Here is a 23,204-nt window from a genome sequence, read left to right on the forward strand (position 1 = left end):
GGTAACGACAGTCAAGAAAGCGGGCTATGCTTTTTTGAGCATATCTTATTGTAAATATAAGCATATTGTTATGATTTTATTCGTGTTTATTGCAAGATGCCTAGTTTTATTAAGAATTAAAGTCATTAAAAAGGAGCCTTTCGTAAAGAAAGGCTCCTTGACGAAGAGACAAAGTTTCGTATCAGTTGAATCCGATCATGACGGCGGCGATAACGAATATAGAACCGAAAAGGAAGAGCACTCCCTGGAACTTGATCTGCCACTTCGCCCAGGTGGCCCAGTCGATGCGGGCCGCGCCGATCGAGGCCATCATGACCGCGGAGGTCGGGACGATGAGGTTCGTGAATCCGTCGCCGAGCTGGAAGGCGAGCACAGCCACCTGGCGTGTCACGCCTGCGATGTCCGCTAGCGGGGCCATCAGCGGCATCGTCAGCGCCGCCTGCCCGGAGCCGGAGACGACGAAGAAGTTGAAGATTGACTGGAAGAGGTACATCAGCCAGGCGGATATGACCGGCGAGAGCCCCGATATCATGAGCCCGACGTTGTGAAGCACCGTGTTGAGCACAGTCGGCTCAGTAGGGGAGTCACCGCCGAGGACGAGGATGATTCCCTTCGCCATGCCGACGACGATCGCCGCGCCCAGAAGGTCTGAGGCCCCGGCCCTGAAGGATACGGCGATATCGTTGACCTTCATGCCGTTGAGCTTGAACACGACGCCGATAACGCCGGAGACGAGCCCCATAACGAAGAACTGCGAGGCTATCTCCGGTATATAATATCCCTTTTCAACGACGCCCCAGATGGTCCAGACCATGCCGAGCGCGATCGTTAGGATTACGAGGATGTCTCCCGTACCGAATTTTTCATCGGTATCGCCGGCCGCCGCTAGCTCGTCACGGAAATATTGGTCGGAGGCGCGGACGGGCGAAAGGTCGGGATTCTTCCTGATCTTTACGGCGTAGCGCCAGGTGTAAAGCGTGCCGAGCAGCGTGAAGAAGAACCACATAAAGAGACGGAAGCCGGAGCCGGAGAGCACCGGAATCTGCGCGATGCCCTGCGCGATCGCGACGCTGAACGGGTTCATCCACGAAGCGCCGAAACCTATCTGCGTGGCGCAGTAAGTGATCATTACCGCCACTATCGAGTCATAGCCGAGCGCGATCACCACAGGCACGACGATGAAGACAAAGGGGATCGCCTCCTCTCCCATCCCGAAGACCGCGCCTCCGAGCGAGAAAAGAAAGAAAAGCACGGGGATTATCAGCGTGTCCATCCCCTTTGTCTTCTTTATCATGCGCTTCATCCCCGATTCGACCGCGCCGGTACGAAGCACGATGCCGAAAGCTCCCCCGACGATGAGGATGAAGGCTACGACGCCTACCGCCGAGCCCCACTTGTCGCCGGATACGAGGCCCTCAAAGGCGTAATTGAGTATGCCCGTCTCGCCGTAAGGTTCAAAAAGTCTGACGCCTTTAACGATAGGCTTGCCCTCCTTGTCGAGCTCATACCGGAACGACTCCGGCACGAGCACGTTGCGGCTCTTTTCGGTGCTGCCCATAGTGTACTTGATCTCGTGTGTCTCAAACTTTCCCACCGGTACGGCCCATGTCAAAAGCGCGGCGAAAAGAACGACGAAAAAGATGATGATGTAGGTATCCGGTATCCACCGGGTTCTGTTTTGTGCCATGACGTAATCCCTCCATTGTGATGTGTGATATTTTTTAAATATCGTATGCGAACTGATAGTTTATATTATATAATAAAAACAAAAAAGCAAAAGAGGTATGAAAAATGTTTGTACTTATCAAAAACGCAGATGTTTTTGCACCCGAACCGCTTGGAATCTCATCCATTCTGATATCCCATGATAAAATCGCCTGGCTCGGTAAAGATTTCCCCGCCGAAAAGACGCTGCCGGACCTTGAAATAATCGATGCCGCCGGGAAAATCATGATCCCGGGCATCGTCGACGGCCATGTGCACGTCACAGGCGGCGGAGGCGAGGGAGGTTTTGCCACGCGCACTCCCGAGCTTGCGTTGTCGGACATGATAAAGGGCGGCGTGACTACGGTCATAGGCCTGCTCGGCACCGACGACGTGACGCGAAGCGCGGGGGCGCTGATCGCGAAGACGAACGCGATACGCGCGGAGGGCATGAGCGCCTGGGCGATGACCGGCTCCTATCAGCTTCCCGTCAAGAGCCTCTGCGGCGGCGTGCGCGACGACATAGCGCTGATCGAGCCCTTCATCGGCGTCGGCGAGGTGGCGCTCTCCGACCATCGCTCCTCACAGCCGACATTTGAGGAATTCATGCGGCTCGCGGCCGCCGCGCGCGTAGGGGGCATGCTCTCCGGCAAAGCCGGCGTCGTCAACGTCCATCTGGGGGACGCTCCTTCGGGGCTCGACTATCTTTTCCGGGCCGCCAAGACGGAGATACCGCCGTCGCAGTTCATTCCCACCCACATGAACCGCAACCCGGAACTCTTCAAGGAGGCCTGCCGTTACGGGGCGATGGGCGGCTACGTAGACCTCACGACCAGTACGACGCCGCAATTTCTCGATGAGGGAGAGGTAGAATGCGGCCGCGCCCTGTCGGAACTGCTTGCCGCGGGTGTGCCGGCGCGGCGTATCTCATTCTCCTCAGACGGCCAAGGCTCGATGCCGTTCTTTGACGAGGCGGGGGATTTCGCGGGGCTCACCATCGGACGCGTAACCTCGATATTTGAAACATTCCGCAGCACCGTTAAAAATTATGATATCCTCTTTGAAGACGCCGTGCGCGTCGTCTCGACGACCGCCGCCGATCATTGCAAACTGTCCGGCAAGGGGCATATAAAAGAGGGCTGTGACGCGGACCTGATCCTGATGGATGCCGGCAGCCTCGAGCTTGATACGCTCTTCGCCCGCGGCAGAAAGATGATGTCGGGAGGCAGGCCGCTTGTTAAAGGGACCTTTGAGCAATAGGAGTGAAAATTATGCAGGATAAGATCGTCGCCGTAAAAAAAGAGGGAGCGGTCGCCTGGGTGACGATGAACCGCCCCGGATCTCTCAATTCCCTGACCGCCGAACTGTGCGCCGCGCTGAAACAGGCGCTTGCTGAATGTGAGGCCGACGACGACGTCCGCGTCGTCGTGCTTGCCGGAGAGGGGAAGGCCTTTTGCGCGGGCGGCGACCTGCGCACGATACTCGAACTCTCTGACTATGAGGCGGCGCGCAAATACGTGCGTGCCGCGGGAGAGATCACGGCGGCGGTGATGCGCTCGCGGAGGCCCTTCATCGCAATGGTCGGCGGCGCGGCCGCCGGCGCGGGCTTCAACATCGCCCTTGCCTGTGATTTCATCTGCGCATCGAAGAGGGCCAAATTCACGCAGGCCTTCTCCTCGATCGGCCTCATATCCGACTGCGGCGGGAACCTCCTGCTGCCGCGCCTTGTCGGGCCGCACGCGGCAAAAAGGCTGATGATGCTGCCGGCGACGCTCTCCGCCGAAGAGGCGCAGGCGCTTGGCCTCGTGACCGAACTCGCCGAGGAGGCGGATCTGCGCGAAAAAACCGCCGCCCTCGCCGCGCGCCTCGCAAAACAGCCGCCGCTGGCGCTGGCGCAGACCAAAAAGCTGCTGAACGACTGCGAAGGCCTGGAAAAGACCCTCCGCAACGAAGAAGATATCCAGGCTGAGCTGATAATAGGCGAGGACTGCAAAGAGGGAGTAAGAGCCTTCTTTGAAAAACGGGAGCCGGGATTTAAGGGAAAATAATTTATACTTGACTTTAATCGACAGGTAAGGCATACTTTTGTATAAAGTAATGATTTTAAAAAAATCCTACAAATTAAAAAGAGGAGAAAAATATGGCTGAGCTGACTACCGTTTCTCATAAAGGGCAGATAACAATACCGAAAGCTTTTCGCGATGAGTTTGATATTCAGCCAGGCGACAGGGTCTTTTTTGTGAAGACGGAAAAGGGAATTATGATAACAAAACCGAAAAAGACCCTGCTTGAATATAAAGGATTTCTGGTCGGCGCGAAAGTGGAAAGCCCGGACGACGCGGCCAAGGAATTTGCTGAACACATAATGGGAGAAGCGTAATGGCGACGTTTGTCGACGCCAATGTTTTTATAAGATTCTTTGCAAATGACGATAAGGTTCAGTCTGAAGCCGCGGAAAAACTTTTCCAAAAAGCGCGTTCAGGGGCGGCGGAGCTGCTGACCGGACCTCCGGTATTTTTTGAGATCGCCTGGGTGCTTGGCTATCGATATAAGATAAAGAGCGAAGAGATTATGGACATCCTTGAATCCATAGTTGGCTGGCCAGGTATCTCCGTTTTGGATGAAACGCTTGTCCTGAAAGCGATCGCGTTGGCGCGCGAAACAAAATCGGAGTTCGCCGACGCCTATATCGCGGCCAGCGCTGGTAACGCCGGCGCAAACGATATCGCAACTTTCAATAAAAAGCATTTTATAAGGCTGAAGCAGGAACTCTGTCAGGAAATTTAGGCATCTTGGATTGCCAAAGGCAAACAGCTCTGGCGAGCAGCGCCCGCAGTTTTCCGCCCGCATTCCCGGGCTGTGTTCTTACGCTCTGGATATTTCCTCCAGCATCTCATAATCTTTTGAGCTGATGAGCGCGGCTTCGGCGGAGTTTTCGATCAGCAGGGATATCACTTCGTCGAGGCGGCGCGTCATCGCCTTTTTGTGGATTTTTTTCAGCAGCGCGGCGGGAGCGCGTTCGGCTATTTCGCAGCCGGCTTCGCCTGTCCTGGCGTGCCATTTTGAGTAGAGTCCCACGAGCCATTCCGCCTCGGGCGAGATGTCGCGGAAGGCGGCCATACCGGCCTTTTCGTGGGGCACGGTCTCTATTTCGACGCCCTGCTGCGCGCAGCGGACCATGAAGTCGCGGAAGACCTCGTCCATTTTCAGCGAGAGGAGGGTCTCGGGGCGGTCGAGGGAGAGGGAGAAGTCCAATTCCATAAATTTCTGCGCGAAGTCCCAGATGTCGAGGCGGCGGCGGACCGCGGCGGTGAACACCGCTTCGAGGTATTCCCTATGGATCTGTTCGAGTGTCTTTTTCGCGAGCTCCGCGCAGTGTCTTTTGGACTCCTGGTCGTATTTTCCGTATATTTCCAAGGTCGATTTCAGCATGGTTGTCCGTCTTTCTCCAAGTATCTGTCCATTTTGAGGGCGGCGGCGCCTCTGGCGTCATCCGCCGTGATCTCCTTCGCGTATTCTCCGGGCGGCAGGTTTATCTGCGCCGCCGATACCGTGTAGTGGAGCAGTTCGAGCGACCGCGCCGGCTCCGACCTTTCGGGGGCGCAGAGTGCCGCGAGCCTCGTCGTCTCCGAGATCGCCTCTTTGGTGATGTCGGTCTGCGGGTAACGTACGCGCGCCACGCGCTCCACTATTTCCAGCAGCCGCTGACGGCCCGGCTCTCTGAGTTCGACGGACTGGAAGCGGCGTTCCATCGCCCGGTCACGGGCGATGTACTGGCGGAATTCTTCGGATGTGGTCGAGATGAGCATGCTGATGCCGCCGCTCGTTATGTAGGGCTTCAGCGTGTTCAGAAGGTTTGAAGGGCCGGCGTTCTCGCTGAGCCTATGCGCCTCGTCTACATAGATGATAATGTTGTAATATTCGGCCTCGTCAAGGATATGCTTGAATCTCAGGTCTCTCTTTTTGCGGTCCTGGTTTATCAGGTCTATGTTCAGCTCGACGACGCGCCGCCCCGCGAGGCGCGCGTAGCGGCCCTCTTCGATGAGCGCCGCGAGTTTGCGTACCGTAGTCGTCTTGCCGCAGCCGGCGGGGCCGGTGAGCGCGACGTTGTTCTGCTCTTCCGAGGCGAGGGCGACGGCGATGCGGTCCAGCGCCGTATAATCTTCGAGTATCTGTTCGATGCCGCCGCTTTTGCCGTTGAGTTCCCTGCCGTATTTCGCGCAGAGCGGCGGCAGTTTGCCGGTCCTGAGGTTCATAGCGTCTCCCCCTCTTCAAGGAGCGATTCCAGCGTCAATTTTTCGTGCCGCGCCGCTCCCTCCGTTATCCAGAGTTTTGCCGCCTGGCGCGAGCGGCGCAGCCTCGCGCGCTTCCTGACCGGCGACGGCGGAGGGCTCTCCTCAAGTGAGGAGTAGCTTACGCGTCCCTCTTTTTCCACCGCGCGGATCTCTTCGTTGAGATCCTCCGGCCTGTAGATGACGTCCGCCGCCGATACGTAGGAGCCGAAGGCGCGGCCGATGCGCTCCTCTTCGCTTGCGTGCCATATCCTCTGCGTGCTCGCGGAATAGAGTGTTTCCAGCAGTTGGTCGTCCCCCGTCCGGCTTTCGAGCGACAGGCGTGAAAAGTTGTCGTAGCCAAAGGCAAAGCTGAGGCGGTCCCAGCTCTGACGGAATTTATCAAGGTAATTGAGCAGCCCCCAGCGGTCGAGTTCGGGGATGAGTATCACGGCGCGGCGCTTTGTGTTGCGCGCCGCGGCGCCGAGCGCGGCGATCAGCAGCGGCGCGAATCCCCGATCTGCCGAGGTGTTGCCGCTTGAGCAGACGAAGAGCGGACGTCCCTCCGGCGAGGCCAGGTAGTCGCCCAGTTTTAGCGTCTCAAGGCCGCGGAACAGTTCGCTGCCGCGCATCATCAGCGTTATCAGCGCGCGGAAGTCCGAGGTGCTGGCGTCGGCCTGCATTTTGATGCAGCGCTGGGTGTTGGTGTTGTCTCCGTTCGTGAAGAGCAGGTCTGCGAACGGCACCGGCGCGTCGCGGTCTCCGTTTTTCTGGAATCGCAGTTCGTGGTCGAGAATGTATTTCGCCAGCGCGAATTCCCTCGTGATAAAGCCGCTCTTCGACTCCGCCTCTTTGAGCCTGTATTTCACCGGAAGCGTGTCGGACTCGCCGCCGATGGTCTTAGTCATCAGCGTCTCGATAAATCTGTGCTGGCGGCAGAAGATCTTGAAGAGGTTCAGTCTGGCCAGGAGGCGGACGACGCCCTCCCCGCCCTCTTCGCTGGCGCAGGCGGCGATGTTGTGGACGACGTTTTTCGCCGTTTCCAGCATATAGATGAGCATTCTGTCAGTCGAGAGCTTGCCGAGATCGTCAAAGAACTTGTCGTTGGCGTCGCGGGATTTTATCTCCTGATAGACCGCCTGGCGCAGCGCGTAGGCGATGTTTTCGCTTCCAGCGCCGATGTCTTCGTTGGCGGCGAAGGGTTCGATGAGGTCCGGGATGACGGAGCCCTCGCTGGAAAGATCGGCAAGCAGCGCGTCGCCCGCAAAGCTCTCATATAGACGCCCCTTGTGGTCGAGCACGACAAGCGCATGGTCCGGACAGGCTTCGGGCCACATTTCGATTATCTTGCCGATGCTGGCGTTTTTCCTTTCGGTGTTCCCAAGCAGGAGAGTGTCCTCCCCGCATATGATCCCGGCGCTGAATTTTTCGATTTCCACCATGATGATTCTCCGTCCGCGGCTCCCGCCACTTACATTGAAAGCCGCCGCTAAAATAAAAGGTCAAGCTCCATACCATGAAAAAGAATAACATAGACCGGCGGATTTGAAAATGCGCCGGCCGCCGCAGTCTCCGGAGCTAAAACAGAGCGACGAAAAACGCCCTCTGTTCAGGCGGTTTGTGTACGTATGGCTATATCACCGGTGTACGGCCGTTTTTTGTCACACGCTTAAATCGGGCGTGTGAAAAAAACTCTGTAAATATGGACCTTCTGTGAGAAATCCAATACAACTAGGGCTAATAACGATCCCTGTATAACAAAATTATCAACCTATTAAGTGGCCAGTGTCAATACAAACACTGACCGCTTTTTATTAATTGTGTTAATTGCATACCTAAGATCGAGTCGGAAAAAATCAACCTCGGGCTTAGTTCAGCAATAAATCTCTTTAGTCCGTAATGCAGCAATCTTACGCTTAGTTCCGCAATAGGCGGTATTATACAGCCGTTTCGTTCGACCTGGCTCTGAATGGAGACGACTATGATGAAACAGTATAAACACATTAACGGAAACGACAGGGTAGCTATTCAATTGGGACTGGAAAGAGGCGACTTTTTTAAAACAATAGCTGAAGCAATCGGCAAACATCCTTCATCTGTGGCAAATGAAGTCAGAAAATATCGTGAGTTTAAGAAGTGCGGCGCACAGGGAAACGTCTTTAACGACTGCGCCCACAGGTTCGACTGCAGGAAAACAAATCTTTGCGACTCACCACAGTGCAGACGAAAGAATTGCCGGTTCTGCGCCAGATGCCGTGATCACTGCGGCGAGTATGAGCTGGAAAGGTGTGCCAAGCTTGCCAAGCCGCCGTATGTCTGTTATGGATGTCGGCAGAAACAGCATTGCACTCTTGAAAAAGCTTTTTATGACGCAGGGATTGCAAACCAGACCTCTTTGAACGTACTCTCCGAATCACGCATGGGCATCAATGCAGATGAGGAAGATATGGAATGCTGGACGAAGACAATCGTGCCTTTAATAAAGCGCGGTCAGTCACTGTATCATATCCTGCATACGACCTCTGACACTGCGAATTTACCGTCGCAGAGGACTTTGTATTCATACGTCGAAAAGGGGGGTCTATCCGGTGTATGCAGCCTGGATCTGCCCCGACAGGTAAAGTACAAGAAGAGGTATGTTAAGCGGACTAAAACCGATACCGCTTACCGCAAGGGGCGGAGTCACGAAGAGTTTCTTAAGTACATGGAAGAAAACCCGGACACTCCTCTTGTCGAAATAGACTCGGTTGTCGATGCAGGAGGAAAGCACGCGATACTTACAATGCACTTTGTGGAAATAAGCATGATGCTGGCATATTTAAGGAACGGCAAGGACTCGCAGAGCGTCGTCAATATATTCGACACGCTGACGGAGTCTTTGGGCCTTGAGAAATTTCGCGAATTGTTTCCCGTCATCCTCACCGATAATGGAAGCGAATTCTCAAATCCGGAGATGCTTGAAAAAACCTCTTCAGGCGAATCACGCACGAAAATTTTCTTTTGCGAGCCGTACTCCTCATATAAGAAAGGCGCTATAGAAAACAATCATGAACTTATTCGCAGGATACTGCCGAAGGGCATAAGCTTCGAAGGACTTGCCCAAAAAGACATCACGGATATGATGAACAACATCAATTCTTATGCAAGGAAAAAGCTGAACGGCCATACGCCTTACGACATGTTCAGCTTTCTCCATGGCGCTGAGAGCGCCGGGCTGTTGCGAGAGCTCGGCCTCAAAGCTGTTAAAGCAAAGAGTGTGCTGCTTACGCCAAGTCTCATAAGCCGTAAGCAACCTAAGTAAACTATAGTACAGGTCGGACGGAAAAACAATACCTATAACCGTAAAAACAGGTCGCGTTTACCAATGCAAATTTTGTTCAAATACGCCTTGTAAGATAGGTTTGTGTCAAATTAGGCGCGTTTTTTACTTCAGGAGCATGAGAAGCAAGCGATGCTTCTCATATCCTTACTCCCAGCACTTGTTCTCAACTCATATATTACTTCTTGTAAGATAACGTAATCGCGCTTAATCTTGCAAGACTCTGCTCATCGCGTTTACATTTGCAAACTTGGGCTTAGTTTTACAATCGACGGCTTTTTATTAATCTTAGCCTATTCAGGCATCCGTCCTTCATACATTACAGCTAGTTCACCAAGGATACTGCGCCAGTTCCTAACTGGCATACTCCATTTTTTGGTCGCCTCAAAAGTAGCCAGATATAAGGCTTTTAAAAGGGCGCCTGCGCTGGGGAATACGCTTCTTTGGCTGTTGAGCCTGCGATAGCTGGAATTAAGGCTTTCTATCGCGTTTGTCGTGTAAATGACCTTTCTTACCTGGCAAGAAAATTTAAATATCGGAGAGATCGTATCCCAGTTGCGCTCCCACCCCTTCACTGCATTTGCATATTTTGATCCCCATTTCTCAGCAACACGATCCCTGGCTTCCAGCGCATGGGACTCGTCGGGAGCTTGATAGATTGTTTTCAGGTCTGCGGCAAATTCTTTGCGGTCTTTTTCAACCACATATTTCATAGTGCTCCTGACCTGATGTATAAGGCAGCGCTGGTATTCGGTCTGCGGGAACGCACTTTCGACTGCTTCGCGCATTCCGCTAAGGCCGTCTGCACAGAGAATGAAGATATCCCTTACACCACGGTTCTTCAGGGAATTCAGGACTGTCAGCCAGTATTTGGCGCTTTCATTTTCCCCCACCTGCAGAGAAAGCACTTCTTTTATACCGTTGCTGTTGATTCCAAGTATTACATAGGCTGCGAGCTTCTTTACTGCGTTATCTTCCCTAACAGAATAATGAATCGCATCTATAAAAACAATGGGATAGACTTCGGAGAGTGGCCTGTTCTGCCATTCTTCGATCTGCGGCATTATCTTGTCAGTCACATCCGATATGAAGCCTTCTGAGACGTCGAACCCGTAAATATCCTGTATCGTTGCCGATATCTGACGGGTAGTCATTCCTTTAGCGTACATAGATATTATTTTCTGGTCTATCTCGGAAATATCTTTTTGTCGCTTTCTTACTATCTTAGGCTCGAAGCTGGATTCCCTGTCCTGAGGAACGTCTATGGAAAACTCTCCAAAACTTGAGTTTACATGCTTTTGTTTGTATCCGTTGCGGTAGTCGCTGCCTTCTGAACGCTGAGATTTCTTATAACCGAGATGTTCGTCCATCTCAGTCTCCATCATCTCTTTAATCGTACCACCCAGAAGATCTTTCAGCGCATCCTGGATATCCTTTGCAGATTTGATATCGTATTCCTGAAGTAGGTATCTGATGATATCTCTTTTCCCGTCTGTCATCTGAACTTTGTGAGTAATCTTCTTATCTTTTGCCATTTAAAAGGCCTCCTGTAAGTAATTTTAATTTATCACAGAAGGCCTTTTTTTGCGATTTCTATATTTACAGAGTTTATTTCATAGGCTCCTTAAATCAGAAATATCCACCTCATATGTCAGCCCTTTTGGTACTTGAGCGGGACGGAGGAACATTACCAGATACCACGGCAGGTATGTAATGCCGTTTTCTGTTTCAATGTTATCCGCGCACAGGACGTAGACGCCGCCAAAGCTCCACCCTTCTACGCCGAGGACGTTGTCCAGCGCCTTGTGCTTTTTGTAGTCGCCGCCGGATTTGACCTCTGCCAAATCGATGCGCATGCCATTCTGTATGACGAAATCGACCTCTCCGTGCCTTTTAGAATCGTAATAGCGAAGTATAAAGCCGTTTGCCTTAAGCTGCAGGGCGATGGCATCTTCCAGAATGCTGCCCATGTTGATCTCAAGCCGTCCGTTAAGAATTTCAAACTGAATGTTATCCATGCAGGCCGCGCAGAGCAGGCCGGTATCATTCATGAACAGTTTGAACAGGCTGTGCTTTTCATTGAGCGCCAGCGGAGGCTTCGGTTCCTTTACATTGTAGCACGGCAGTGCCACGCCGGCGTCGTCCAGCCATTTAAAGCTGTTGTCATAGCGGGTCAGGCGCGCGTTTTTGTCCAGATAGTTGACGTAGAAGCGACGGTTTTTTTCGTTGAGCTGAGTGGGGATGCTGTCAAAAATCGCCCTGATCTTTATCTTGTCGTTCCCTTCGGCATACTGCGCGATATCAAGGCGGTACTGTTCGAGGATATCCCGCTGATTTGTAATCACTCTGCCAATATCATGGGTATCTACATAGGTCTGTACCACCTCCGGCATTCCGCCGACGACGACGTAGCTGTAGAAGAGTTTTTTCATCGTGTTGTGGACTGACTGCGATACCGGCGTTTTATCATCAAAACATTTTTTCAGATATGCGATCGTAGATACCTGCACGCCGTTTGCCCACAAATATTCTTCGAAATCCATAGGATACATACGGTATATTTCCTCAAAACCCACCGGATAAGATTTGACCTCTTTATGCTTTACTCCGAGCATTGAACCGGATTCTATATAATCAAAGCGTCCGTCTTCCACGAGGAACTTAATGGCAGTACGTACATCGGGGCACTTTTGAACTTCGTCAAACAGCACCAACGTCTTCCCTGGTTCCATCGAGCGGCGGACGTAAGCGGTCAGGTTTGTGATGATTGTGTCAGCGTCCAGGCTGCCGGCGAAAATCTCGCAGGCGCCATCGTCAGTAACGAAGTTGATTTCCACGAAATTTTCGTAATTCTGTCGTCCAAACTCACGGATGAGCGTGGTTTTGCCGATCTGACGAGCGCCGATGATGCACAGCGCCTTTTTCTTTTTTGTCCCCTTCCACTCCATTAGCTTATCATATGCTTTTCGCCTCAGCATGAAACGCACCTCGTTTATCGTTGTTCGCGATGGTAGCGTAACATAATTTTATATTTTTAACAACGACATGTCACATTATTCTCAATAAATCGGGCGCTTATGTCACAATATTTTACGCACCGGACGGCAAACGCCGCCGGCGCTGATGGCCGGCGGCGCGCATTGCGTATATAGTGCGGTTCCCCGGCTGTATCCGGCTATTTATGTCTCTGCCGGTACCAGAACGACAGCCCCTGCGCGTTGAGTTCAAGATCGACCGGCAGGGATTCTTCGATCGTCGCGGCGGGGAGTTTTGTGTCGTTTTCCTTTGCCGCCTCGGCGTACAGCTTTGCCAGTCCGGCCTTTATTTTCGTCTTGTCGCCCGCCGCGGCCTCCGTTATCCCGACATATTCCCTTACCCCGTCAATGAGCAGCGCCGCGGTTTCCCTTATGTTTGTCAGTTCGCCGAAGTGGGTGATAAATATCCGCGACGGCGCGAGCGCCGTTATCATCTCTGTCGTCGCGATCATCGCCTCCGGGTCGAACTGCACGGGCGAGGCTGTGGGGAAGGCCCAGCGGCCCCTCTTACCCGTCATCCAAAGGTAGGAGATGCCGAAGGCGTCTCCCGCGAACAGTGAGCGGGTGCTCTTCTCGAAGAATATCATGTGGTGCTTAGCGTGCCCCGGAGCGTCGCGGCAGACGAGAGTCATCCTGCCGAATGTCAGCTCCCTGCCCTCTTCCGGCGCAATGACGCGATCTTCCGGCACGGGGATTATCGTGCCGTAGATGCGCTCCGTCTCCGCGTCGCCGTAGACGGCTTTGACGCCCTCGACGAGCTTTGCCGGATCTGTCATATGGCGCGCGCCGCGTGGGTGGACGACGAGCTTCGCCCGCGGGAATTCCCTCATATAACTGCCCGCGCCGCCGGCGTGGTCCAGGTGGACGTGGGTGACGCAGATGTAGTCGACGGTCTCGCGCTCCACGCCGAGCTCGGCGAGCGCCGCGAGCAGATATGGCAGAGAGGCGTTGTGCGCCGTCTCAATGATCGCGGCGCGCCCCTCCGAGAGAAGGACATAGACCGCCGCCATTCCCTCTATTTCATAATGGCCGTCGACGCCGTATATCCCGTTTCCGTAGTCGTACATTTAAAGAAGTTCCTCCATCTCGTCGAGGGTCTCCTCAAACTGTTTTACGACCGCCTTGACGGGCTCCGGCGTGCTCATGTCGACGCCGGCCCCCTTCAGCAGTTCGATCGGATAGTCGGAGCCGCCCTTCGTGAGGAAGTTCAGATATCTCTCCGTCGCGGGCGCGCCCTCTGCGAGGACGGCCTGCGCAAGCGCCGTCGCCGCCGAGAATCCCGTCGCGTACTGGTAGACGTAGAAGGGGCTGTAGAAGTGAGGGATCCGCGCCCACTCCATTTTCAGCGGTTCGTCGATGATGACCGTTTCTCCGTAATACTTCCTGTTGAGCTCATACCATAGCTCCTTGAGCCCGTCCGGCGTCGTGTCGCCGCCGTTTGCCGCGCGGAGGTGCGCCTCGCGTTCAAAGGAAGCGAACATCGTCTGGCGGTAGACCGTCGTGCGGATATTTTCAAGACGGCGGTTCAGCAGATAGAGGCGGCGTTTTTTCTTCTCCGTCTCGGAGAGCAGGCCGGAGAGGAAGAGCACCTCATTTGTCGTAGAGGCCACCTCGGCGGTGAAGATACAGTAGTCCGCCGTCGCGTAGGGCTGGCTCCTGCGTGAGTAAAAGCTGTGCATGGAGTGCCCCATCTCGTGGACGAGGGTCATGACGTCGTTGAGATTGTTCGTATAGTTCATGAATATATAGGGGTGAGTGCCGTAGGCGCCCCACGAATAGGCGCCGCTGCGTTTGCCGCGGTTCGGGAATATGTCGGCCCAGCCCTCGTCCAATCCCGCGCGGACATTGGCGAGATATTCCCCTCCGAGCGGAGCCAGATAGCGGTACATCATCTCTTTCGCATCGCTCCAGGCGATCTCTTTGAAGGAGTCCGCGACGAGCGGCACATAGAGATCGTACATATGGAGCTCCTTTACCTTCAAGATCCGTTTGCGCAGCTCCATGTAGCGGTACATCGGCGCAAGATTGTTCTCCAGCGTATCCACGAGGCTGTCATAGACCGAAAGCGGAATGTTGTTGGCGTCGAGCGCCTCCGCGAGGGGGGATTCGTACTTGCGGCATTCGGCGTAGAACTTTGAACTCTTGAGCATGCCGTCGAAGGTCGCGCCGAGAGTGTTCTTCATCTCGGCATAGGGCTTGTAGAGCGACTCGAAGGCCGCTTTGCGGACCTGGCGCTTCGGCGAGCGCAAATATGAGACGGCGCGCTCCTCGGACATCTCGACCTTATCGCCCTTCTCGTCGCGGATCGAGGGGAACTCCATGTCGGCGTTCGTCAGCATCGAAAAGACGTTGTCCGCCGTTCCCGCCATATCGCCGGTGCGGGCCAGTATCAGCTCTTCCGCCTCGGAGAGCACGTGCGCGCGCTGGCGCAGCAGCTCCCGCAGCGAGAAGGAGTAATCGGCCAGCTCGGGCGCCCTCGCGAACTCCTCCAGCCGTTCGTGCGGCATCTCAAGTATCTCCGGCGTGACGTAGCTTGCGCAGGCGGAAAACTCCACCGAAAGGACGGAGACCCTGTTGGCCGGCCCCTGATATTTCGAGTCGGCGGTGTCCTCGTGGCTCTTCATGTTCGCGTAGACGAAGAGCTTGCCGAGCGTTATCGAAAGTTCGTCGCGCAGAGCGAAGAGCTTCGCCAACTGCGCGGGCGATTCGGCGAGCGTTCCCTTGAAGGCCGAAATTTCAGGCAGGCGCGCCTTGAGCTCCGCGAAGTCCTCTTCCCACTTTTCCTGTGAGGGATAGATATCTTCCAGACGCCATTTATAGTCCTCCGGCATCTTTGAACGCTCAGGCAGCGATGCGCCGCGTCCCAGCTCCAGTTCTGTGTTTTTCTCTATAGCCATCATTCATTCCTCCAGTTTTAGTCGTTCTGTCCGGCGGTCTGCGCGCCGACCCCGTCCCCGGGCGTAAAAAATGCTTTGCCGCCGGCCAGAATAGCCGGTTTGTACAAATTGTGCGAATCGGCGGATGCGTCCGGCGGTTTTTATTCTACCTCAATTCGGGCTTGCATATACAGATAATAAAGCGGAAAATATAAACGAAAACACGGCATAAGGCCATAATAACGGGAGGCTGCGATGAAATACGATTTCAATAAATACATGGACAGAAGAGGTACCGACTGCGAAAAATGGGACGGACTCAAGGATGATTTCGGCCGCGGCGATTTGCTGGCGATGTGGGTCGCCGATATGGATTTCCCCGCGCCGCCCGAGGTGCTGGAGGCGATCCATAAGAAGGTCGACGAGGGCGCGCTTGGCTACCCGATGATCCCCGACTCGCTGCGCGACACGGTCCGCGCCTGGGAGAAGGAACACTACGGCTGGGAATTCGGCCGCGAGGCTGTGAGCTGGGCTCCGGGCGTTGTCGCCGGACTCTCCTTCGCGGTGATGGGACTCACTAAGCCCGGCGACCAGATAATAATCCAGACGCCCGTTTATATGCCTTTCTACCGGACGGTCCGCGAAGCTGGGCGCATCATCGCCAAAAACCCGCTTAAATATGAAAACGGACGATACACGATGGACTTCGAGGGGCTGGAAAAACTTATCACGCCTACCTGCCGCACGCTGATCCTCTGCAGCCCGCATAACCCCGTGGCGCGCGTCTGGAGCCGCGAGGAGCTTGAGCGGCTCGCCGACATCGCGATACGCAAAAACATGATCATCATATCCGACGAGATACACCAGGACCTCGTCTACAGCGACGCGAAGCATATCTGCATCGGTTCGCTGCCCGGCATGGCGGAGCGCACCGTCACCTTCATCGCCCCGAGCAAGACCTTCAACATCGCGGGGATGAAGGCCTCCGTCGCGATAATCCCCGACGAACTTCTGCGCGGGATATACGTATCCGTTCTCGAACGGTTCCATCTCAACTCGATAAACATCTTGGGCATCACCGCCATGGAGGCGGCCTACGGCAAATGCGGCGAATGGCACCGCGAACTGGTGCCCCACCTGGAGGGCAACCGCGACTACATGGAGGCCTTTGTGAAGGAGAGGATGCCGAAGGCGCATATGGACCATCCCGAAGGAACCTACATCTTCTGGATAGATTTCCGCGGCTACGGCTTCAACGACGAGACGCTGACAGATTTCCTCGTCAACGAGGCCAAGGTGGCGCTCGATCCCGGCACCTGGTTCGGCGTTGAGGGCGACGGCTTCGCGCGCCTCAACATCGGCACGACCCGCGCCATGCTCAAAGAAGGGCTGGAACGTATCGCCGGCGCGCTCGACATAAGAGAAAACAAAAAAATAGGATAAAGGGGAAATCATTTTGGCTAAGAAATCAGCTCCGGTTCGCTACTGCCGCTTCATGGTCGACGGCCGCTCGTACAGCGGCCAACTGCGCGGCGGCTCGGTAGATATAGTGGAGGGCGATCCCTTCTCGGGGATCATTTCGCAGATACGTCTGAGCTACCCCGTGGAGCGCGTCAAGTTCCTGCCGCCCTTCGCGCCGAAAAAACTATGGTGCATCGGCCGCAACTATGTCGGCCACGTAAAAGAGCTGGAGCACGACATCCCCGAAGAACCGATGGTCTTCCTCAAGGCGACCTCCGCCATCATCGGCGCGAACGACTTCATCCGCATCCCCGCCTGGGCCGGCGTCATCCACTACGAGGGCGAGCTGGCCGTCGTCATCGGCAAGGCCGGCAAGAACATCAGCGAAGAAGATGCCTATGACCACGTCCTCGGCTACACGATAATGAACGACGTCACGGCGCGCGCGCTGCAAAACAAAGACGGACAGTGGGCGCGCGCCAAGAGCTTCGACACCTTCGCGCCCCTCGGCCCGGCGCTGCTGCTGACGAAGGAACTGCCGAAAGAGACCCGCGTGGTGACGCGCCTCAACGGCAAAGTGGTACAAGACGGCGCGATCGAGCAGATGATCTTCCCCATCCCGCGCCTCATCTCCCATATCAGCCGCTTCGCGGCGCTTGAAGAGGGAGACATAATCTCCACCGGCACGCCGCAGGGCGTCGGCGAAATAAAGGCGGGAGACCTCATTGAGGTCGAGGTCGAACCGATCGGCATGCTGAAAAACATCTGCAGCGAATAAAAGACAATTATGCGTAAGCGGATCGTGCGAGACGGCCCTCGATCCGCTTTTGCGGTGATACTCTAAACTAAGACATAACATAATATGTATAAAATGTCAGGAGTGCCGGTATCTATATGACTAAAATATACAGTACCAACGAAATCTGTAAATTATGTGACATCAGCCGCAAGCAGCTGCGATATTATGAAGAACGCGGCATGCTGGCTGGAGTATTGCGTAATGAGAACAATAACTATCGATTCTATACCATCGAGCACATAAAACAGATCATCGCCGCAAAAGAGCTGAAAAACATAAGACTTTCGTTGGACGAAATAAGGGAATTGTTTTTTGAGCATTCCATCAGCGGAGTTCAGCTCACGATTGAGAAAAAAATACAGAGCGCGAAAGAGGATGTGGAACAGAGCCTGCTTCGCTATGAGCAAACGATGGTGGTCTACGCGCGTCTAATGGAAGCGGTTGCGATTTTTAAGAATCACCTGAGCAATAAAAATCACAGAGAGGAATTGTCTTATGAGGTAGTGGACTTCCCGGCGAGAGACATAATTTCGCTGAAATATTATGCGACGTTTGAAGACGAAGAGCGTCAGGCGATTGAACAAGCCGCAAAAATACAAGTTGCCGCGAAAGATGTCAATGTCGCCGCTTTGGGGTCTTTGATATATCTTACCTTCGATCATTTTGACAGTGAAAATTGTGTGTTTGATAATAAACGTCATTTAATGAAAGCCGCGATGCCCGTCGTCAGCACTGATAAACAATGCGCGTACTACGACAGGATCGAACGTTTTAAAGGAGTATCCACGCTTCATTTCGGGGATTTCCCCGTATCGCTGAAGGAAACCTATATAGGGCTTCTTAAGTGGGCTAAGGAGAAAGGTTATAAGCTTGCCAACAATTCCGTGGAGGAATGGCTTATAGGATCTACGATCACGAACAATCAAAACTATTGGCTGCTGCGCGTCATCATCCCTTTCGCAGAACAATAAACTGAACTTGGACTATGGGGACAGGTTTAAATTCCTATCAATCAGGATATTTTCGACTTTCAATATGAAGAAAACAAGATAAAATCTGTCAACTCTAATCAGAAAATTATATATATATTTCCCCCTTGACTTATTCATAATGGACACCTTTATACTTCATCATACTAAGATAAATATTTAAAAACATGTTTCCAAATTAAATATATATGTATCCATGGAGGTGAGTTATCGGCGTCTGCGGATGTCTCTGTGTTTAAATTCGGAAAGTAATTTTTATGGAGGTGTTGTTTATGGATTTGCTGCAAAAGTATTCTTTAGCGGGAAAGGTCGCGGTAGTTACAGGATCGGCTCAGGGACTTGGCAAAGGATACGCCGTCGGCCTGGCGGAAGCGGGGGCACTTGTCGTTTGCGCTGATCTTAACTTTGGAGGCGTGGAGAAAACCGCGGACGAGATAAGGGGCCGCGGCTGGTCCGCTGAAGCGGTGAGGCTCAACGTAACTAATCCAGCGGAGGTCAACGGAATTTTTCAGGAAATAGTTTCAAAACATGGACACTTGGACATTCTTGTCAATAATGCTGGTGTTGAGGATATAAGCCCTTTCATAAAAGTTACGGAGGCTCAGTATGACAAAATAATGGGTGTCAACTTAAGAGGGGCCTTCTTTACAGCCCAGGCGGCGGCTCGGATCATGAAAGGGCAGAAATCCGGCAAAATCCTCAATATAGGTTCTTTAGGCAGCGCGATCGGGCTTTCGGAATCGTCTGTCTATTGCGGCACCAAGGGGGGAATCCTCGGAATTACGAGGACGATGGCTATCGAGCTGGCAAGGGATAATGTGCAGGTGAACGCCATTGGTCCCGGATATTTCCGTACGCCGATGACGGAACCGTTTTTTCAGGACCCGCAGCATAAAAAATGGATCGAGGAAAGAATTCCAGCTGGCAGGGTCGGCGTTGTGGAAGACCTGCTCGGTACGGTCATCTTTCTTTGCAGCCGCGCTTCCGATTATCTTACGGGGCAAATCATCTATGTGGATGGCGGTTGGTTGGCAAGTTAAGCAAGATAAAAATTGTTTTTCACCACGCAGGAAATCCATTGATTGTCACCTAAAGGGGGTATTTTTTATGATCGTTATAAAAGACGCGGAGAGAAATTTAACTCAGGAAAAGAATTCCGTGGAAGAAGCCGTGCGCGATATTTTATCAAACGTTAAATGCCAAGGAGACAAAGCTATCCTGGACTATACGGAAAAATTCGACAAGCTGCGTTTAAACGGTATCGCCGTGGCTAAAGAAGAGATAAAAGCGGCTTATGGTAAGGTCTCGCCGGAGACGATAGAAAACCTAAACTTCTCCGCAAAGAGAATCCAGGATTTCGCCGAACACCAGAAATCGTGTCTTAAAGAGTTCAGCTATGAAATCAGCCCCGGCGTTACGCTGGGACACCGTATTATCCCCATAGAGTCCTGCGGTTGCTACGTGCCGGCCGGAAGATACCCGCTCCCATCGTCGGCGCTGATGTCGGTGATTCCCGCCAGAGTCGCTGGAGTTAAAAGAATAGCCGCCTGCTCGCCGGCAAATAAAGAGTTCGGCGGTATCCATCCAGCCGTGCTTGTCGCCATGGATATTGCCGGAGCGGACGAGGTCTACTGCATGGGCGGCGCCCAGGCTATCGGAGCCTATGCATATGGTACGGATACGCTGAAAGCCGTCGACATCATTGTCGGGCCGGGGAACAAATATGTTACCGAAGCCAAACGTCAGGTGAGCGGTAATGTGGGGATAGACATGCTGGCCGGTCCCAGCGAAGTCGTAATAATCGCCGACGAAACAGCGGACCCGAAGTGGGTTGCCGCTGATTCGCTTGCCAGGTGTGAACATGACCCGAACTCCTGGACTGTGATCGTAACGACCAGCAAAGCCATCGTCCATAAGATACTTAGCCATATTGAGGGAGAGGCGAAAGCACTTGCCACCGCAGAGGTAGCCATGTCCAGCTGGAAAAACAACAGCCGGATCATTCTGGCTGAAGATATGGAAGAAGCGGTGAAGATCACGAATGACATCGTTCCAGAGCATCTTCAGGTAATGACGAAGGACAGCCGTGAAGTCGCGAATAAACTACATAATTTTGGATCACTCTTTATTGGCCATTACGCGCCTGTTGCGTTTGGCGACTATGTCTCCGGCACGAACCACATCCTGCCTACTCTGCGATGCAGCCGTTTCTCAAACGGAGTATTTGTCGGCACGTTCCTAAAAATGAGTTCCGTGCAGGAAATAACCAAAGAGGGCGCGCAGATGCTGTCGCCGCACTGCGCTTATCTGGCCGGCATCGAAGGGCTGTTGGGGCATCAATATTCCGCCGAACTGAGAAAGTAGCGTGAAAGTATCCCGCGGCTGTTGATAGCTGCGGGATTATATTCCACAATATAAAGAAAGCATGTGAGGAGGCACGTATTATGGATGCGATGACGAATGTTCTTTTTTGTAATTATCCTGTGAGCACCGGATGTCTTATCATCGGTACTGTCGTGTTCGCTGCGATCGGTACGATTTCTTTTTATCTGGGAAAATGGACGCTGTAAAGGGCGGCCAATTGGAAGGGAGCGTTGAGAATGCATATAGAAAACCTTAGTTCCGCTATGGGAATAGAAGTCCCCTTTATAGTTCCGGCCATCCTGATAGTGTATATGACGCTTATGCTCGGTATTGGGCTGTACGCCGCATTAAGGATCAAAAGCTCCGAGGATTGGTTTGTCGGCAGCCGGCAGATGGGGCCGTGGGTAACGGCGCTGGCTCACGGGGCGAGCTCTCTGGGGGGAGGCATGTACGTAGCGGGGCCGCAGTTTGGCTGGGAAATGGGAGCCGCCGCATTGTGGGCGGCGCCTGGAGATGTATTCGGTCCTTTGCTCAACTTTGGTATAATTGCCCGACGCATGAGGCGCTTCAGCGAGAAAATAAAAGCCTTTACGATACCTGATTTCTTCGCATACAGGTATTATAGCGGCTCTGTCAGGTTTATAGCCGTTATTATCCTGCTTGTCTCAATGACCATCAGCATGGTCGTTGAATATCTTGCCTTGGGGGTCATCATCTCCGCTATTACAGGCTGGTCCTTTTTACTATCGCTGGTATCAGGTTGTATCATCATACTTCTGTACACGGGTGCGGGCGGATACCTGGCCGTTGCTTATACCGATTTTGTGCAGTCGCTGCTGATGATCCTTGGCATGTTCATTTTCATTCCCATCTGCCTGAGCCACGTAGGTGGATTATCTGGAATGAACCTTGGGCTATACAAGATAAATGCGGGGCTGCCCACGCTATGGGGGCCGAATTTCCAGTTATGGGGAGCGCCGCTGATGATTGCCGGTATCGCGCTGGTATATTTCCTCGGCTATATGGGGCAACCTCACCTGATAATCAAGACCGTCGCCGTTAAAGATACAAAATCTATCAGGCTGGTGCCGATGATCGGCGCGGCTTTTGGTTTCATGCTGGCCTTCGGCGTCTATACTTTGGGGTGTGGTTTTCCCGGAATTATCAATGCTGCCGGCGCAGAACGCAGAATATGTGATGCCGATGCTGACTTTGAAATTCCTGCATCCTGTGCTGGCCGGGCTGTTGCTGGCCGGCGCCACGGCCGCGATTATGTCCACGGCGAGCGCATTGCTCCTGGTCATCGGCTCCTGTGCCGGCAACGACCTCTATAAAAACATCCTCCGTAAAAACGCCTCCGACGAATCTGTGATGAGGGTAAGCAAATATTCCACATATGGTTTAGGGGTGCTGGGGATCGTCATGTGCTTCCTACCGATGATGCAGATTGGGATCTATCAAGTTACATGGATAGCGTGGAGCGTCCTCTCCCCCGCTTTCATCCCGCCCATCCTCGCCGGCCTGTATTGGCCGCGGGCGACCAAAGAAGGGGCTATGGCTTCGATGCTCAGCGGTTCCGTTATCGGTTTTGTCTGGTACTATACACTACAGGAAGCTACGGATATACATACCTTCTTTGCCGCGCTGGTTGTTTCTTCGATTGCCATGATCGCAGTCAGTCTGATGACGAAAGAGCCGCCGCAGGAAGTTGTCGATCTTGTCCGTTATGCTGCGGAATTCGAGGACCTTGATATAAAAGAAAACACTAAAGAAGCCGCGGTCAAGATCAGCGCGCTGAAATTCGCTCAATTGCTGGAAGAGAAAATGTAGCTTCAAATTCTGCAAGGGGGAATGAAGATGTTGTCTATCAATGTATTAAAAGGTGTTAAATATGTTCCTGAGACGTTGGTGAATAAAATCTCCTCGTCAAATAAGCATAGGTTAATAGATTGCCGGTACATTGACGTGCTTTATTCTCCCTGCTGGATATTCGCTTTTGGCGCGGTATTTAGATTTTCGCAGGCGAAACAAAAATTCGTAGGCTACCTCGGTGGAGTGGACGAACTGACTCTTTCTCCCGGGACCGTCACCGCGCTGCCGGAGACGGAAGAGATAAAGGTCATGGAGAAAAATGTCCTAAGCGATAAAATTACCGAGGCAAGGGCGGAAGAACTGGCATGGGAATACAGCAAAAGATGGGTAATACGTAAAAACCGGATACTTCACAAAGTGCCGGAAAAGACGCAGACGCACAGTTATAAAGTGTATAAACCTCTCTACCTATTTGAGTTTTACAAAAAAGAAGAAGAACGCACATTTTACAAGATAATGGATTCTCTGACCGGAGATTTGGAAAATATAGAGCTAGTATAAGGAGATGCAATCC

Annotated in this window: 20 protein-coding genes and 1 pseudogene; 13 read left to right on the forward strand and 8 right to left on the reverse strand. The window is 53.1% G+C overall.

Annotation, left to right across the window (positions count from 1 at the left end; translation table 11 throughout):
- Positions 1-181: 181 nt before the first annotated feature.
- Entirely contained in the window at positions 182-1,687 is a 1,506-nt protein-coding gene (gene yfcC, locus CLOEV_RS02925; protein WP_034441831.1) for a putative basic amino acid antiporter YfcC, read from the reverse strand.
- Positions 1,688-1,791: 104 nt separating this feature from the next.
- On the opposite strand from yfcC, the gene iadA reads away from it, so the two are divergent.
- From iadA to CLOEV_RS02945, 4 genes are all read left to right on the forward strand, one after another.
- Positions 1,792-2,964: a beta-aspartyl-peptidase gene (gene iadA / locus CLOEV_RS02930; RefSeq protein ID WP_008710315.1), complete on the forward strand. Its 1,173-nt coding sequence runs from the start codon at positions 1,792-1,794 to the stop codon at positions 2,962-2,964.
- 11 nt (positions 2,965-2,975) lie between these two features.
- On the forward strand, positions 2,976-3,752 hold the full coding sequence (locus tag CLOEV_RS02935) for an enoyl-CoA hydratase/isomerase family protein (RefSeq protein ID WP_034441833.1): 777 nt from the start codon (positions 2,976-2,978) through the stop codon (positions 3,750-3,752).
- A gap of 92 nt (positions 3,753-3,844) precedes the next feature.
- On the forward strand, positions 3,845-4,084 hold the full coding sequence (locus CLOEV_RS02940) for an AbrB/MazE/SpoVT family DNA-binding domain-containing protein (protein WP_034441835.1): 240 nt from the start codon (positions 3,845-3,847) through the stop codon (positions 4,082-4,084).
- A complete protein-coding gene (locus CLOEV_RS02945) occupies positions 4,084-4,491 on the forward strand; it encodes a type II toxin-antitoxin system VapC family toxin (protein ID WP_051484845.1) in 408 nt (135 codons plus the stop codon). Before CLOEV_RS02940 ends, CLOEV_RS02945 begins: the two co-directional genes overlap by 1 nt.
- A gap of 78 nt (positions 4,492-4,569) precedes the next feature.
- Here CLOEV_RS02945 and CLOEV_RS02950 read toward each other — a convergent pair whose 3' ends face one another.
- The 3 genes from CLOEV_RS02950 to CLOEV_RS02960 are packed head-to-tail and all read right to left on the reverse strand — an operon-like array spanning position 4,570 to position 7,417.
- Positions 4,570-5,136 (reverse strand): hypothetical protein, encoded by a 567-nt coding sequence (locus CLOEV_RS02950; RefSeq protein ID WP_034441837.1) that lies wholly within the window; start codon positions 5,134-5,136, stop codon positions 4,570-4,572.
- Entirely contained in the window at positions 5,130-5,960 is an 831-nt protein-coding gene (locus CLOEV_RS02955; RefSeq protein ID WP_034441839.1) for an AAA family ATPase, read from the reverse strand. The genes CLOEV_RS02950 and CLOEV_RS02955 overlap by 7 nt, the downstream gene beginning before the upstream one ends.
- The gene (locus tag CLOEV_RS02960) at positions 5,957-7,417 is read right to left on the reverse strand and encodes a hypothetical protein (protein WP_034441841.1); all 1,461 of its coding nucleotides are present in this window, start codon (positions 7,415-7,417) and stop codon (positions 5,957-5,959) included. Before CLOEV_RS02960 ends, CLOEV_RS02955 begins: the two co-directional genes overlap by 4 nt.
- A gap of 542 nt (positions 7,418-7,959) precedes the next feature.
- Between CLOEV_RS02960 and CLOEV_RS02965 the strand changes: the two genes are divergently transcribed.
- Entirely contained in the window at positions 7,960-9,276 is a 1,317-nt protein-coding gene (locus tag CLOEV_RS02965) for an IS30 family transposase (protein ID WP_034445199.1), read from the forward strand.
- Positions 9,277-9,587: 311 nt separating this feature from the next.
- On the opposite strand, the gene CLOEV_RS02970 is transcribed toward CLOEV_RS02965, so the two are convergent.
- From CLOEV_RS02970 to pepF, 4 genes are all read right to left on the reverse strand, one after another.
- A complete protein-coding gene (locus CLOEV_RS02970; RefSeq protein WP_034441843.1) occupies positions 9,588-10,829 on the reverse strand; it encodes an IS256 family transposase in 1,242 nt (413 codons plus the stop codon).
- 78 nt (positions 10,830-10,907) lie between these two features.
- Positions 10,908-12,272 carry an ATP-binding protein gene (locus tag CLOEV_RS02975; RefSeq protein ID WP_034441844.1) on the reverse strand — a complete coding sequence of 455 codons (1,365 nt, stop codon included), beginning with the start codon at positions 12,270-12,272 and terminating at the stop codon, positions 10,908-10,910.
- A 197-nt stretch (positions 12,273-12,469) separates the two neighbouring features.
- Entirely contained in the window at positions 12,470-13,396 is a 927-nt protein-coding gene (locus CLOEV_RS02980; protein ID WP_034441845.1) for an MBL fold metallo-hydrolase, read from the reverse strand.
- Positions 13,397-15,226 carry an oligoendopeptidase F gene (gene pepF / locus CLOEV_RS02985; protein WP_051484847.1) on the reverse strand — a complete coding sequence of 610 codons (1,830 nt, stop codon included), beginning with the start codon at positions 15,224-15,226 and terminating at the stop codon, positions 13,397-13,399. It abuts the gene before it with no gap.
- Between the two features lie 234 nt (positions 15,227-15,460).
- Here pepF and CLOEV_RS02990 point away from each other — a divergent pair, with 234 nt between their 5' ends.
- From CLOEV_RS02990 to CLOEV_RS03020, 8 genes and pseudogenes are all read left to right on the forward strand, one after another.
- Positions 15,461-16,648, forward strand: a complete 1,188-nt coding sequence (locus CLOEV_RS02990) for a MalY/PatB family protein (RefSeq protein ID WP_034441847.1) — start codon at positions 15,461-15,463, stop codon at positions 16,646-16,648.
- 13 nt (positions 16,649-16,661) lie between these two features.
- Entirely contained in the window at positions 16,662-17,444 is a 783-nt protein-coding gene (locus CLOEV_RS02995) for a fumarylacetoacetate hydrolase family protein (protein WP_156938351.1), read from the forward strand.
- A gap of 116 nt (positions 17,445-17,560) precedes the next feature.
- Positions 17,561-18,436 carry a MerR family transcriptional regulator gene (locus CLOEV_RS03000; protein WP_051484848.1) on the forward strand — a complete coding sequence of 292 codons (876 nt, stop codon included), beginning with the start codon at positions 17,561-17,563 and terminating at the stop codon, positions 18,434-18,436.
- Between the two features lie 290 nt (positions 18,437-18,726).
- Positions 18,727-19,494 (forward strand): SDR family NAD(P)-dependent oxidoreductase, encoded by a 768-nt coding sequence (locus tag CLOEV_RS03005; RefSeq protein ID WP_034441849.1) that lies wholly within the window; start codon positions 18,727-18,729, stop codon positions 19,492-19,494.
- A 67-nt stretch (positions 19,495-19,561) separates the two neighbouring features.
- Positions 19,562-20,818: a histidinol dehydrogenase gene (gene hisD / locus CLOEV_RS03010; RefSeq protein WP_034441851.1), complete on the forward strand. Its 1,257-nt coding sequence runs from the start codon at positions 19,562-19,564 to the stop codon at positions 20,816-20,818.
- An 80-nt stretch (positions 20,819-20,898) separates the two neighbouring features.
- Positions 20,899-21,024 (forward strand): hypothetical protein, encoded by a 126-nt coding sequence (locus CLOEV_RS17380; protein ID WP_281172928.1) that lies wholly within the window; start codon positions 20,899-20,901, stop codon positions 21,022-21,024.
- Positions 21,025-21,210: 186 nt separating this feature from the next.
- Positions 21,211-22,648 (forward strand): annotated as a pseudogene (locus CLOEV_RS17270) (sodium/proline symporter).
- Positions 22,649-22,675: 27 nt separating this feature from the next.
- Positions 22,676-23,191, forward strand: coding sequence for a hypothetical protein (locus CLOEV_RS03020; RefSeq protein WP_034441854.1), 516 nt, complete (start codon positions 22,676-22,678; stop codon positions 23,189-23,191).
- Positions 23,192-23,204 lie beyond the last annotated feature (13 nt).

This window comes from Cloacibacillus evryensis DSM 19522 (genome assembly GCF_000585335.1).
GTDB classification, from domain to species: domain Bacteria; phylum Synergistota; class Synergistia; order Synergistales; family Synergistaceae; genus Cloacibacillus; species Cloacibacillus evryensis.